The 13028-nt window shown below is 73.3% G+C and carries 12 protein-coding genes and 3 pseudogenes; 9 read left to right on the plus strand and 6 right to left on the minus strand.

Going from position 1 to position 13028, the window contains the following annotated elements; translation table 11 throughout:
- The first annotated feature begins 107 nt into the window (after nucleotides 1–107).
- Nucleotides 108–1949: an asparagine synthase (glutamine-hydrolyzing) gene (asnB, locus tag KUM32_RS21695; RefSeq protein WP_217143593.1), complete on the plus strand. Its 1842-nt coding sequence runs from the start codon at nucleotides 108–110 to the stop codon at nucleotides 1947–1949.
- 293 nt (nucleotides 1950–2242) lie between these two features.
- Here asnB and KUM32_RS43645 read toward each other — a convergent pair.
- Nucleotides 2243–2368: pseudogene (locus KUM32_RS43645) on the minus strand (hydrolase); the annotation flags it as partial.
- Here KUM32_RS43645 and KUM32_RS21700 point away from each other — a divergent pair.
- Nucleotides 2354–2782, plus strand: a pseudogene (locus KUM32_RS21700) (LysR family transcriptional regulator); the annotation flags it as partial. The pseudogenes KUM32_RS43645 and KUM32_RS21700 sit on opposite strands and share 15 nt — an antisense overlap.
- A gap of 215 nt (nucleotides 2783–2997) precedes the next feature.
- Here KUM32_RS21700 and KUM32_RS21705 read toward each other — a convergent pair.
- Nucleotides 2998–3381, minus strand: a complete 384-nt coding sequence (locus KUM32_RS21705; RefSeq protein WP_217143594.1) for a DUF3037 domain-containing protein — start codon at nucleotides 3379–3381, stop codon at nucleotides 2998–3000.
- Nucleotides 3378–4130 (minus strand): HipA family kinase, encoded by a 753-nt coding sequence (locus KUM32_RS21710; RefSeq protein ID WP_217143595.1) that lies wholly within the window; start codon nucleotides 4128–4130, stop codon nucleotides 3378–3380. The genes KUM32_RS21705 and KUM32_RS21710 overlap by 4 nt, the downstream gene beginning before the upstream one ends.
- Nucleotides 4131–4763: 633 nt before the next feature.
- Here KUM32_RS21710 and fabG point away from each other — a divergent pair.
- The 5 genes and pseudogenes from fabG to KUM32_RS21735 all read left to right on the plus strand — a co-directional run bounded on the left by fabG (nucleotide 4764) and on the right by KUM32_RS21735 (nucleotide 8049).
- Nucleotides 4764–5525 carry a 3-oxoacyl-ACP reductase FabG gene (fabG, locus tag KUM32_RS21715; protein WP_217143596.1) on the plus strand — a complete coding sequence of 254 codons (762 nt, stop codon included), beginning with the start codon at nucleotides 4764–4766 and terminating at the stop codon, nucleotides 5523–5525.
- 11 nt (nucleotides 5526–5536) lie between these two features.
- Nucleotides 5537–6298 carry an SDR family oxidoreductase gene (locus KUM32_RS21720; RefSeq protein WP_217143597.1) on the plus strand — a complete coding sequence of 254 codons (762 nt, stop codon included), beginning with the start codon at nucleotides 5537–5539 and terminating at the stop codon, nucleotides 6296–6298.
- Nucleotides 6299–6417: 119 nt separating this feature from the next.
- Nucleotides 6418–6620 (plus strand): annotated as a pseudogene (locus KUM32_RS21725) (peptide-binding protein); the annotation flags it as partial.
- A gap of 90 nt (nucleotides 6621–6710) precedes the next feature.
- Nucleotides 6711–7394, plus strand: a complete 684-nt coding sequence (ung, locus tag KUM32_RS21730) for a uracil-DNA glycosylase (RefSeq protein WP_217143598.1) — start codon at nucleotides 6711–6713, stop codon at nucleotides 7392–7394.
- A gap of 124 nt (nucleotides 7395–7518) precedes the next feature.
- Nucleotides 7519–8049 carry a hypothetical protein gene (locus KUM32_RS21735; protein WP_217143599.1) on the plus strand — a complete coding sequence of 177 codons (531 nt, stop codon included), beginning with the start codon at nucleotides 7519–7521 and terminating at the stop codon, nucleotides 8047–8049.
- A 30-nt stretch (nucleotides 8050–8079) separates the two neighbouring features.
- Here the strand turns inward: KUM32_RS21735 and KUM32_RS21740 are convergent, their stop codons facing one another.
- Both KUM32_RS21740 and KUM32_RS21745 read right to left on the minus strand, forming a co-directional pair.
- Nucleotides 8080–8541, minus strand: coding sequence for a hypothetical protein (locus tag KUM32_RS21740; RefSeq protein ID WP_308408694.1), 462 nt, complete (start codon nucleotides 8539–8541; stop codon nucleotides 8080–8082).
- 153 nt (nucleotides 8542–8694) lie between these two features.
- A complete protein-coding gene (locus KUM32_RS21745) occupies nucleotides 8695–9207 on the minus strand; it encodes a DinB family protein (RefSeq protein WP_217143601.1) in 513 nt (170 codons plus the stop codon).
- Between the two features lie 409 nt (nucleotides 9208–9616).
- Here KUM32_RS21745 and KUM32_RS21750 point away from each other — a divergent pair, with 409 nt between their 5' ends.
- Complete coding sequence (locus tag KUM32_RS21750) at nucleotides 9617–10522, plus strand: Gfo/Idh/MocA family protein (protein WP_217143602.1); 906 nt, start codon at nucleotides 9617–9619, stop codon at nucleotides 10520–10522.
- Here KUM32_RS21750 and lnt read toward each other — a convergent pair.
- Nucleotides 10446–12020 carry an apolipoprotein N-acyltransferase gene (lnt, locus tag KUM32_RS21755; RefSeq protein ID WP_217143603.1) on the minus strand — a complete coding sequence of 525 codons (1575 nt, stop codon included), beginning with the start codon at nucleotides 12018–12020 and terminating at the stop codon, nucleotides 10446–10448. The two genes, KUM32_RS21750 and lnt, sit on opposite strands and share 77 nt — an antisense overlap.
- A 225-nt stretch (nucleotides 12021–12245) precedes the next feature.
- On the opposite strand from lnt, the gene KUM32_RS21760 reads away from it, so the two are divergent.
- On the plus strand, nucleotides 12246–12986 hold the full coding sequence (locus tag KUM32_RS21760; protein ID WP_217143604.1) for an SDR family NAD(P)-dependent oxidoreductase: 741 nt from the start codon (nucleotides 12246–12248) through the stop codon (nucleotides 12984–12986).
- Nucleotides 12987–13028 lie beyond the last annotated feature (42 nt).

The following is a 13028-nucleotide window of genomic DNA, read 5'->3' on the forward strand; positions in this document are numbered from 1 at the left end:
GACCCACGGGCCCGTGCGAGTGCGCCCGTCGGCGGACCTTGTTACGTTCCTGTGGGGGGTGCCATCCACGACGCTGGACGTCTCTCCACGGCAAGGAGTGCCACCCCATGTGCGGAATCTCCGGTTGGGTGTCCTACCAGCGCGACCTGCGTTCCGAACGACCCACCACCGAATCCATGACCACCACGATGGCCTGCCGCGGACCGGACGCACAGGGCCTCTGGCTCGACACGCACGCCGCGCTGGGCCACCGCCGGCTCGCCATCATCGACCTACCCGGCGGCGTCCAGCCGATGAGCGAGCAGACCCCCGACGGCGATGTCGTGCTGGTGTACTCGGGAGAGGCGTACAACTACACCGAGGTGCGCGACGAACTGCGCCGCCGTGGGCACTCCTTCCACACCGACAGCGACACCGAGGTCGTGTTGCGCGGCTACCTGGAGTGGGGGGCCGACCTCCCCGGACACCTCAACGGCATGTTCGCCTTCGCCGTCTGGGACGGACGGGCCGACCGGCTGGTGCTGATCCGCGACCGCATGGGCATCAAGCCCCTGTACTACTTCGCCACCGACGACGGCGTCGTGTTCGGCTCCGAACCCAAAGCCGTTCTGGCCAACCCCCTCGTGCCCCGTACCGTCGACGTCGACGGCCTGCGCGAGCTGTTCTCCATGGCCAAAACCCCCGGCCACGCCGTCTGGGCGGGCATGCGGGAAGTGGAGCCCGGTACCGTGGTGACCGTCGAGCGCGCGGGCCTGCGCGCCCGCCCGTACTGGCGGCTGAGCGCCGCCGCGCACACCGACAGCCGGCAGGACACCATCGCGCGGGTACGCGAACTGCTGGAGGACACCGTCCGCCGTCAGCTGGTCTCGGACGTGCCGCGGTGCGTCCTGCTCTCGGGAGGCCTGGACTCCAGCGCCATCACCGCGCTGGCGGCCCAGCAACTCCGCGGGAAGGAGACGGTCCGCAGCTTCTCCGTCGACTTCGTCGGCCAGAGCGAGAACTTCATCGCCGACGACCTGCGCGCGACGCCGGACACACCGTACGTCCACGACGTGGTCCGGCACACGGGAACCGACCACCAGGACATCATCCTCGATCCCCAGGACCTCGCGGACCCGAACGTCCGCGCCGCCGCCGTACGCGCCCGGGACCTGCCCCTGGGGCTCGGAGACCTGGACCAGTCGCTGCTGCTGTTGTTCCGGGCGATCCGCGAGCACTCCACGGTGGCCCTGTCCGGGGAGTCCGCCGACGAGGTCTTCGGCGGCTACGCGTGGTTCCACGACCCCGCCGCGCGGGACGCCGGCACCTTTCCCTGGATGGCGGCGATGGAACGCCAGACCGGACGGGGCGGCAGTTCGCTGCTCGATCCGGAGCTGAGGGAAAGACTGGACCTGCCCGGCTACCTCGCCCAGCGGTACGAGGAGGCCATGGCCGAGGTACCGCGCCTGGACGGCGAGACGGACCCCCTGGAACGCCGGATGCGGGAAGTGTGCTACCTCCACCTCACCCGGTTCGTCCGCATGCTGCTGGACCGCAAGGACCGCCTCAGCATGGCCACCGGTCTGGAGGTCCGCGTCCCGTTCTGCGACCACCGGCTGGTCGAGTACGTCTTCAACACCCCGTGGTCGATGAAGACCTTCGACGGCCGTGAGAAGAGCCTCCTGCGGGCAGCCACCGCGCAACTCCTGCCGCAGTCCGTCGTGGAACGGGTCAAGAGCCCCTATCCCTCCACCCAGGACCCCGCCTACGTGGCCGAACTGCAGACCCAGGTCCGCGAACTGCTGTCCGCGGACGACAGCCTCGCTCTCGACCTCGTCGACCGCTCCCGGCTGCGTCAGATCACCACGACCGGGCCGGGCGACGTCACCACCGGCGAACGCAACGCCCTCGAACGCACCCTCGACCTCGCGGTCTGGGCCGACATCGAGGACCCCACCGTCACCGTCTGAGACGCCGGTGCGCGGCGCGGTGCAGACGAAGCCCGGTGTCGGTGGTGACGAGGCGGGCGCCTCCCGGGTTCACGGCCGCTCCCGGGACCGGCGCCGGCCGGGCCGTTGCGGCGGGCGTCCAGCGCCCGTGCCTCGGCGAGGCACGGCCGGCCCTCCGCGAGCGCCTCGGCCTCGGGCAGCAGGACGTGGGCGTGCACGCGTGCCGAGCGCGTCGTCGTCCCAGCGGCCCCAGTCGGAGCACGCCGTCGCGGCCCGTGCGGCCGAGCCCGCGGGGTCCGTGCGGTCCAGGGGCACTGGGCCCCCTCTGCCGGGCAGCGGGTGCGCTGGGCACCGAGCCCGGTGATGAAGGCGTCCATGACGTCGCCGTCGCGCAGCAGCCGGTCCCAGTGCACGCCGTTGCCGGGGCCACCGACCTGTACGGGGGCCGTTGGGTCTTCCTCGTCGCCGACGACCGTCCGAGTGTCGACGACCGCCTCACCCGCCAGGCCCTGGCCCGACTGCCCTGGGTCACCTACCAGCGCACCTACGACGCCCCGGCCGTGCGCCGGCTCGGGATGCCGGGTGTCGAGCCCCAGGCCGAGGTCTCCGTGGACAGCTTCCGGATCACCCCGCTGCCGGTGGCCGGCGCCCGGCGCATCGCGCTGATCCAGGCCCGCCTGGCCCGCCCGGTCCGGCTCCTGGCGCCGCTCGCCGGCGTTCGCGTGGTGGAGCCGCCGTACGCGGCCGTGCCGTTGCGGGAGGCGATGGGGTGGCACCCCGTGCACACGCACGACGCGGCCCAGATCCGGCTGCGCGAGACGGCCGCCCGCGTCGGCAGACGGTTGGCCGTCGAGCCCGCGGGATGGGCGGTGGCCCGCCGCCCGGGAACGGCGGACGTCATCCACGGGACGGATGGAAGCCGTCCGCGACGTGGATCACGGCAGCACCGGTCGAGTGGCGGTACACACGAACCGGCCGGGTGCCGCTGACGTCCCCGCCGGACGCCCGGGGCACGCCGGAGCCCGTGGTGACCGTGGCCCTCAGCGGGCGGCGGGCGGGCGGACGGACGCTACCGCACGAGCAGGCCGAGGAGCCGTTCCGTCTCGGCCGCAGGGTCCGCCGTGAGGCCGGTGTGGACGGGGCCCGGCTGGACGATCGTGGAGCGCGGCGCGATCAGCCAGCGGAAGCGGCGACCGGGGTCGTCCTGGGCCGCCTGGCCCGCCGCGTCCCCTCCGCTGCACACGCCCTCGACGGCACGCAGGGCCGCGCGCACACCGGGCAGGTCCACCTGCGGGTCGAGGGCCAGCAGCCTGTTCTCGTCGAGGTGGGTGCGGGCACCGACGTAGGCCTTGGCCCGGCAGTACACGAGCACGCCGGCGTTCACGCACTCCCCGCGCTCGACGCGGGGCACGACGCGCAGCAGCGCGTACTCGAAGACGTGGCGGTCGCTCACCGCTCCCCCTTGACGCGTTCGTGGATGGTGGCGGCCCGCGCGAGCAGTGGCCGGGCGTAGGCACGACGGAGGTCGTCGGGCGTCGCGAAGCCGGGCTCGTCCAGCAGCCAGGCGTCGGGTATCTCCGCGGTGACCGCGGCGAGGAGTTCCTCGGTGACCAGGGGCGCGAGCGCGGCGGCGGCCGAGTGGACGTCCGGCGCGAAGCGTGCGAGGGCGTGGTCCGAGGCGTCGTACGGCCGGGCGGCGGAGGTCTCGGCGCCGGGCCAGTTGTGGTGCCAGATCATGGACGCGCCGTGGTCGATGAGCCACACCTCGCCCCGCCACCGCAGCAGGTTGGGGTTGCGCCAGGACCGGTCGACGTTGTTCACCAGGGCGTCGAACCAGACGATCCGCCCGGCCTCTTCGGGGCTCACCTCGAAGGCGAGCGGGTCGAAGCCGAGGGCGCCGGAGAGGAAGTCCATGCCGAGGTTGGTGCCGCTGGACTTGAGCAGCTCCTGCACCTGCTGGTCGGGTTCGCCGAGCCCGAGCACCGGGTCGAGGCCGACCGTCACCAGCCGCGGCACCCTGAAGCCCAGCCGCCGGGCGAGTTCCCCGCAGACCACCTCGGCGACGAGCGTCTTGCGGCCCTGCGCCGCGCCGGTGAACTTGAGGACGTAGGTCCCGAGGTCGTCCGCCTCGATCAGACCCGGGAGCGATCCCCCCTCACGCAGGGGCGTGATGTAGCGGGTGGCGGTGACGTGTCCCAGCATCCCGAAACCAACCTGTCCTTCCGGCCTTGCTCACCACGGCCGCCCCTGGGAGTTCGGACCGGCACATGCTGGTCTCCCTGCCTCCCCAGCAGCACATCGACGGCCGTCCGCCCCTTGCCCATCGGCTTCTGGCATGAAGTGTGCATAGTAACCGGATGTGATCTCCGGTGAGGAGTGTTCCAGCGAGGCGTCCTTCAGTCGCACCGACGGCGCCGCGCCACGCCCCGGCGAGCACGGCACTCGTCACGCGGCCCGGCCCGGACCCGGCGTGACCGTGTCCGGGCCGGGTGCGGCCGTGGCGGAACCGGCGCGCGCGGGCGGCGAGCGCGTCGCCGTGTCCTCCGCGCCGCGCGACGGCATGTGAACGCCCCCTTTCCCGCCCTGAGCGGCTCACGCTGCGAGGCCGGCGGCGCATCGCCTCCCGGCCGCGGGGCTGGGCCGTTCGGGCGGCCGAGGCGGGGGCTTCGCCCCGGGGAGCCCGGGTGATCGATCACACCGCACCCGGTGTCCCGTTGACACCGGGTGCCAGGGCTTCTAGCGTCACGTCTGCGGAAGGTACTAAGCGGTCGCTCACCCACGGGCGTGCCGAGGGGCCCCGCACGGGCCGCATCCCCAGGACGAGGAGAAGCAGCAATGTCCACCACTGAGCAGCGGGTCGCCGTCGTCACCGGAGCCGCGCGCGGCATCGGTGCCGCCACCGCCGTACGACTGGCCGCCGAGGGCCGCGCCGTCGCCGTCATCGACCTCGACGAGGCCGCCTGCAAGGACACCGTGGAGAAGATCACGGCGGCCGGCGGCAAGGCGATCGCGGTTGGCTGCGACGTCTCCGACGAGGCGCAGGTCGAGGCGGCCGTGGCCCGGATCGCCGAGGAGCTGGGCGCGCCGACGATCCTCGTCAACAACGCGGGCGTACTCCGCGACAACCTGCTGTTCAAGATGAGCGTCTCCGACTGGGACACCGTCATGAACGTGCACCTGCGTGGCGCGTTCCTGATGACGAAGGCCTGCCAGAAGCACATGGTCGACGCCGGCTTCGGCCGCATCGTCAACCTGTCCTCCTCCTCGGCGCTCGGCAACCGCGGCCAGGTCAACTACTCCGCCGCCAAGGCCGGTCTGCAGGGCTTCACCAAGACCCTCGCCAAGGAACTCGGCAAGTTCGGTGTCACCGCCAACGCCGTCGCCCCCGGCTTCATCGCCACCGAGATGACCAAGGCCACCGCCGACCGTGTCGGCATGGGCTTCGACGACTTCAAGGCGGCCGCCGCCACCCAGATCCCCGTCGCGCGCGTCGGTGAGCCCGACGACATCGCCAACGCCATCGCCTTCTTCACCGGCGAGGCGGCCGGCTTCGTCTCCGGTCAGGTGCTGTACGTGGCCGGCGGACCGCTCGACTAGGGAAGACCGACATGACTGCACTCCCCGGACTCTCCGGCAAGGTCGCGCTCGTCACGGGCGCCAGCCGCGGCATCGGCTACGGCGTGGCCGAGGCGCTCGTCGCGCGCGGCGACCGGGTCTGCATCACCGGCCGCAACGAGGACGCCCTGAAGGAGGCCGTCGACAGGCTCGGCTCCGACCGCGTCATCGGCGTCGCCGGCAAGGCGCACGACGAGGCCCACCAGGCCGTCGCGGTCGAGCGCACGATGGAGGCCTTCGGGCGCGTCGACTTCCTGGTCAACAACGCCGGCACCAACCCGGTGTTCGGTCCGATCGCCGACCTCGACCTCAACGTCGCACGCAAGGTCTTCGAGACCAACGTCATCTCGGCGCTCGGTTTCGCCCAGCGCACCTGGCACGCCTGGCAGAAGGACAACGGCGGCGCGATCGTCAACATCGCCTCCGTCGCGGGCCTCGCGCCCTCGCCCTTCATCGCCGCGTACGGGGTCAGCAAGGCCGCGCTGATCAACCTCACGGAGCAGCTGGCGCACGAGTTCGCGCCCAAGGTGCGGGTCAACGCGATCGCTCCGGCCGTCGTGAAGACGAAGTTCGCCGCCGCCCTCTACGAGGGCCGCGAGGAGGAGGCCGCCGCAGGCTACCCGCTCGGCCGGCTCGGCGAGCCCTCCGACATCGGCGGCGCGGCCGCGTTCCTCACCTCGGCGCAGTCCGACTGGGTCACCGGCCAGACGCTCGTGGTCGACGGAGGCGTCTTCCTGAACGCCGGCGTGGCCTGACACCCGAGCCCCGCCGGGGCGTACTCGGACGCGGGCGCCATCGCGCGAACGGCGCCCGCGTCCGCGTGTCGAGACGGCGGGGAAGCGCGCCAGGCCGTCGCCCAGGTGACGACCGGGTCCCGGACGCCGAGAACTTCATCGCCCCCTTCGTCGGTGCGCGCAACGCCCTCGGCACGAGCGGGCGCAGCAGGTCCTCGTGGACGACGCACGGCTGCTGCCGCTGTGGCAGGGCAGACAGTACGTGGCCGCCGCCGGGGCGGACATCGCGGGCGCGGAACGGGCCGTGGACCCCTCTACGATCATGACGATGTGGCAGCCGTAGCGGAAGACGAGCTGGTAGCCGCTCCGATTGTCAGTGGTCGCGGGTACGTTCTGAGGACTGGAAGCGACCGCACAGTGTAAGGAAGTTGACGTGACCGACATCGCCATGCTGCCCGAGTCCTGGCGCGAGGTGCTGGGCGGCGAACTGCAGCAGCCCTACTTCAAGGAGCTGACGGCGTTCGTCGAGGAGGAGCGGGCGAACGGTCCCGTCTACCCCCCGCGCGAGGAGGTCTTCGCCGCCCTGGAGGCCACGCCGTACGACCAGGTGAAGGTGCTGGTCCTCGGGCAGGACCCGTACCACGGCGAGGGCCAGGGCCACGGGCTGTGCTTCTCCGTGCGGCCGGGCGTGAAGGTCCCGCCCTCCCTGCGCAACATCTACAAGGAGATGCACGCGGAGCTGGGCACCCCGATCCCGGACAACGGATATCTGATGCCGTGGGCGAAGCAGGGCGTTCTGTTGCTCAACGCGGTGCTCACGGTGCGGGCCGGCGAGGCGAACTCGCACAAGGCCCGAGGCTGGGAGCTGTTCACCGACGCGGTGATCCGCGCGGTGGCCGACCGGCCCGACCCGGCGGTGTTCGTGCTGTGGGGCAACTACGCGCAGAAGAAGCTGCCGCTGATCGACGAGACGCGGCACGTGGTGGTCAAGGGCGCGCACCCCTCGCCCCTGTCGGCGAAGAAGTTCTTCGGCTCGCGCCCGTTCACGCAGATCAACGAGGCGGTGGCCGCGCAGGGCCACGAGCCGATCGACTGGACCATCCCGAACCTGGGCTGACCCCGGAGCGTGGGCCGGTCCGCCGCCGGCCCGGCCCACGCGCGTCTCGGAGCCGCCTGACGGGGATTGCGGGTGCGTGCGGTTAGCGTCGTCGGGACAGCCGACGACGGGCACGGAGGACGCGGTGGCCAAGGGACAGGAGCAGGCGGCGCCGGACGCCGTGCTGACGCGGATCGGACAGGTCGTCATGCTGCACCACGCGGGTGACCGCGAGGAGGCCCGGCGCCGCTTCCTCGACCTGTGGGCGGAGATCGGCGAGCACGGCGCCCCCCTGCACCGCTGCACCCTGGCCCACTACCTGGCCGACACCCAGGACGATCCGGGGGACGAACTGGCCTGGGACCTGCGGGCGTTGTCGGCCGCCGAGGAACTCACGCGGGACCGGCCCGCCGACCGGCGCGAGGGCACGCTCGCCGCGCGGGCCCTCTACCCCTCGTTGCATCTGAACCTGGCCGTCGACTACGAACGGCTCGGGCACCGCGAGGCGGCCCGGGTGCACCTGCGGCGGGCCCGGGGAGCAGCCCGGTCCCTCGCCCACGACCGCTACGGCGAGGGCGTGCGCGCGGCGATCGGCCGACTGGAGCTGCGGCTGGGCGGCGACCGGCCGGACGGGTCCGACGGGCGGTGGGGACCACCGCGGCAGCAGCGGCCGTAGGCCCCGCCCGCCGCGATCGCGGCCGTACCCTCAGCGGGCGTGCGTCCGCTCGCAGATGACCGCCTCGGGGCTGCCGGGCCGCCAGCCGCCGTACTGCTTGCCGAGGGAGCACACGTCCGCGCTGCCGCCGGTGTTCTGGCCGACGCCCCCGCCGTCCGGCAGCGGAACGTCGGGAACCCCGGTGGGAGGCCGCTCGGGCACCCGTCCCGGGATCGGCGCCCGGGGAAGGTCGGGGTGCGCCCGGTGTTCCGAGCGGTCGGCCGGCTTCTTCCGCTGCTGCGTGGGTGCCTTGCGGCGCGGCTTGCCGGAGGCGTGGCCCGGGCTCCGGGAGGGACCGGTCCGCTCCAGCGCCTCACGGGCCGGTGCCTGCACCGCGGCGGGTGCGGCCGGGCCGTCGGCGCGCGGCGCGGAGGAGTGGGCGCCGCCCGCCGACGGGTCGGCCACGGTCGGACCCTGGACCGTCGTACAGCCGGTGAGGGCCGAGACAGCCACGGTCACCAGAAGTGCTGCGGTGGTCGTCGTTCGATGCACCCGCGCCACTCTGCCCTGGGTGGGGCCTCCTCCACGAGGCCGGGCCGACGGAGATTGCCCCACTCGGGTGATCTCCGGCCCCGTACGGAGGTCGCGGGGCCGCCGGGGGTGACGTCAGTCGCCGGTGGCGCCGTCGAGGCACTCACGGATCAGGTCGGCGTGGCCGTTGTGGCGCGCGTACTCCTCGATCATGTGGGTGTGGATCCAGCGCAGGGTGAACCGTTCACCGGTGCGCCGGTGCTTCCCCCGGGTCGGTTCGTCGAGACGGAAGCCGGCCGCGTTGCGCCGTGCCACCTCGATCTCCGCCTGCCAGGTGGCGTGGGCCTCCTGCCAGGTGTCCGCCTCGGTGAGGTGGAACTCGCCGTCCGGGTCTTCGTCGCTGAAGTAGATCGGGGCCGCGTCCTCGGCCGCCAGCACCCGGCGGTACCAGCTCCGCTCGACCTCGGCCATGTGCCGTACCAGGCCCATGAGGGACAACGCGGACGGGGCCACGGCGGCGGTCCTGAGCTGGGCGTCGGTGAGGCCCTCGCACTTCCACGCGAGCGTTTGGCGGTGGTACTCCAGCCAGCCCTCCAGCATGGTGCGCTCGTCGGCGTCGTTGGCGGGTTCGCGGCGCTCGGTCGTCATGCCGGCATCCTCTCCCATGCCGAACAGGAGCCACCAGGGGTTTTGCGGCTGCCCGGTTGCCGGTGGCCGGCGGCCCGTCCGGCATCTCGCGCCTGAGCCGTCCGCCCGGGCAACCGGAGACCGGAGACCGGCGGCCGCACGGTGCCGGGGCGGGTCGGCCGCGCCCCGGCACCGTGACGAGCAAGCAGGGCCGCTCCCCGCGTTCTGCCGCGTCGGCAACCAGGCCGTCGAGGGCCGGTCGCGCCGGGTCCGCCGGGTGTGCGGGGTGTGCCACCGTGTCCCCGAACTGTCCGAGGCCGGGCAGGCGCTTTCCCGCGCGGCTTCGAGGACGTCGCCGTCCGGCGGCCCCCGCGGCCCCCGTATGCTTCCCGGCGGACCAGGTCGGCGAGCGTCAGAGGAGCACCCCCCCGTGAAGGTCGGCTGTATCGGACTCGGCGACATCGCGCAGAAGGCCTACCTGCCGGTGCTCGGCGTCCTCCCCGGGGTCGACCTGCACCTGCAGACCCGCACCCCGGCGACCCTCACCCGGGTCGCCGACGGACTGCGCCTCCCGCGGGCGCAACGCCACACCGATCTCGACTCACTCCTCGCCCAGGACCTCGACGCCGCGTTCGTGCACGCGCCGACGGCCGTGCACCCGCAGATCGTGACCCGGTTGCTGGAAGCCGGCGTGCCCACCTACGTCGACAAGCCGCTCGCCTACGAGCTCGCCGACTCCCAGCGCCTGGTGGCCCTCGCCGAGGAGCGGCGGACCAGCCTCGCCGTCGGCTTCAACCGCCGCCACGCCCCCGGGTACGCGCAGTGCGCCGAGCACCCGCGCGAGCTGATCCTCATGCAGAAGAACCGCACGGGCCTGCCCGAGGACCCGCGCACGATGATCCTCGACGACTTCATCCACGTCGTCGACACGCTGCGGTTCCTGGTGCCCGGCCCGGTCGGCGACGTCACCGTGCGCGCTCGTGCCGAGGACGGTCTGCTCCACCACGTCGTGCTCCAGCTCGCCGGGGACGGCTTCACCGCGCTCGGCGTCATGAACCGGCTCAGCGGCTCGGCGGAGGAGATCCTCGAGGTCTCCGGTCAGGACACCAAGCGCCAGGTGGTCAACCTCGCCGAGGTGATCGACCACAAGGGCCAGCCGACCGTGCGGCGGCGCGGCGACTGGGTCCCGGTGGCCCGGCAGCGTGGCATCGAACAGGCGGTGCTCGCCTTCCTCGACGCGGTGCGCGCCGGCGAGGTGCTCAGTGCCCGCGACGCGTTGGAGACCCATGAGCTGTGCGAGCGGGTGGTACGCGAGGTGGAGGAGCGCTCCGCCTGATCCGCACCGCACGCACGGCCTCGGTGCCGGCCCAGGCCGCGAGGACCAGCAGTGCGGCGTGCACCGTCCAGTCGCCGTACCGGACGTACGGTGTGCTGCCGTGCGTGAGCGGGACCTCGTACACGCGTGACGTGCTCGCGTCGGTGCCCAGCCACGAGCCGACGCGCGCGCCGTTCGCGTCGTAGACCGCGGAGACCCCCGTCAGGGTCGCGTGCACCATCGGGCGGCCGGTCTCGGCGGCGCGCAGTGCGGCGAGCGAGGCGTGCTGCGCGGGCGCCCACGTGTGCTGGAAGGTGGAGGTCGACGACTGGGCGACCAGCACCTCGGCGCCGTCGGCGGTGAGGCGCCGGCTCATGTCCGGGAACGCGCTCTCGAAGCACACCATCGGCCCGATCCGCAGCCCGTCGCCCACGTCCATCACCACCTGCTCCGCACCGCGCCGGCGATCCTCGCCCGCCGCCTCGCCGACGGAGGTGGCCCAGCCGAGCAGCGAACGGGCGGGGACGTACTCCCCGAAGGGGACGAGCCGCATCTTGTCGTACCGGTCGCCGGTCGGGCCCTCGGGGCCGACGAGCACCGAGCTCTTGTAGATGCCGGGCTTGTCCGAGCGCCGCGCGTCGACATTGACCAGGAGGTCCGCGCCGGTCTCACGGGCCAGCGCCGCGAGTCGCCGTGCCAGGTCGGGCCGGTCGTCCAGGTCGAAGCCGACGCTGCTCTCGCCCCAGACGATCAGGTCGGGGTCCTGGCCGGCGAGGAGGCGGGTCAGCTGTTCCTCGCGGTCGAAGCGCCGGTCGGCACTGTCGCGGCCGGCGACGACGCCGGGCTGCACCACGGCGATCGCGACCCGCTCGTCGGCGTCGGGGCGCGGCGACCAGACCCAGGCCGCAGAGATGACGGCCGCGGTGGCGACCAGCCCGGCCACGGCGGGCACCCGGGACCGGCGGACGGCGACGAGCACGGCCACGGCGACGTTGACGGCCACCACCAGGAAGCTCAGCAGCCACACCCCACCCACCGAGGCGAGCCGCAACGCCGGCGCCACCTGCCACTGGCTCGCGCCGAGCATCCCCCAGGGACCGCCGAGCCCCTGCCAGGAACGGACCAGCTCCACCGCCAGCCAGCCCGACGGCAGCACGAGCAGGGCCGCCGCCACCCGGCCGCCCGTGGGCGCCCCGCCCAGCAGCCGCCGCACCAGCCAGCCCCACGGCGCCCACAGCGCGCCGAGCAGCGCGGCGACGACGAACGTGAACACGTGCAGGTTGGGCAGCAGCCAATGGTGCATCGCCAGCATGAAACCGAACCCGCCGCACCACCCGTCGTACGCGGCCCGCTTGGCGCCCGGCGCGGTGCGGGCCAGCAGCAGCCACGGCACCAGGGCGACCCAGGCCCACCACCACAGGCCCGGCCCCGGGAAGGCGAGCACGGGCAGCGCGCCGGCGAGTGCTGCGGCTGCCGAGCGGCGCCAGGGGGAGATGAGCCAGTGGCCGAGCGTCTTCATAGGCGCCTCCCTACCCGGTGGTTCCCCCAGTGTGCGCTCTGGACGAGGGCAAATTCAGTTGATCACACCGGGTGCCGGTCGCCGGGGAGTCACCGCGGTCGACGCGACGGGTGGTTGTGCTCGGCGAGCACTTGATCGATGATCGATCAAACAGGGCCGGCTGTGCTGCCGGGTCTCCGTTCCGCCCGTTCCGCCCGTTCCGCCTGTTCCGCCGGAGGTAGTTTCATGGCACGTCCCCTCACTGTGGTCACCGGCGGCAGCCGGGGGATCGGCGCGGCGACCTGTCTGCGTCTCGCGGCGGACGGGCACGACGTCGTCGTGGGCTGGGTCCGGGACTCGGCGGCCGCGGAGGCGGTCGTGGCGGGGGTGCGCGCGGCGGGTGGGCGCGGTCTCGCGGTGCGGGTGGACACGTCGGTCGAGGCCGAGGTCGAGCGGCTCTTCGCCGTGGCGGAGGAGCGGCTCGGGCCGGTGACGGGGTTGGTGAACAACGCGGCGGTGACCGGACCGCTCGGGCGGCTCGCCGACAGCGACACCGCGGACCTGCGCCGGGTCGTCGACGTCAACCTGTTCGGCACGCTGCTGTGCGCGCGCCGCGCCGCGCAGCTGATGGCGGCGCGGGGGAACGGCGTGATCGTGAACGTGTCGTCGGGCGCCGCGACCCTCGGCAGCCCCGGCGAGTACGTCCACTACGCGGCGACCAAGGCGGGCGTCGACGCGCTGACCGTGGGGCTGGCCAAGGAGCTCGGCCCGGACGGTGTCCGCGTCAACGCCGTCGCGCCCGGGGTCGTCGACACGGAGATGCACGCGGCGATGGGCGCCCCCGACCGGGCGCGGCGGATGGGAGCGGCCGTCCCACTGGGCCGTGCGGGCCGGGCGGAGGAGATCGCCGCGGCGATCTCCTGGCTGATGTCACCGGACGCGTCGTACACGACGGGTACGGTGCTGCGAGTGGCCGGCGGACGCTGAGACGCGAGGACGCTCGGCGCCGGTGAGATCGGCCGGGCGGCG

It is taken from the genome of Streptomyces sp. AC627_RSS907 (assembly GCF_019049165.1).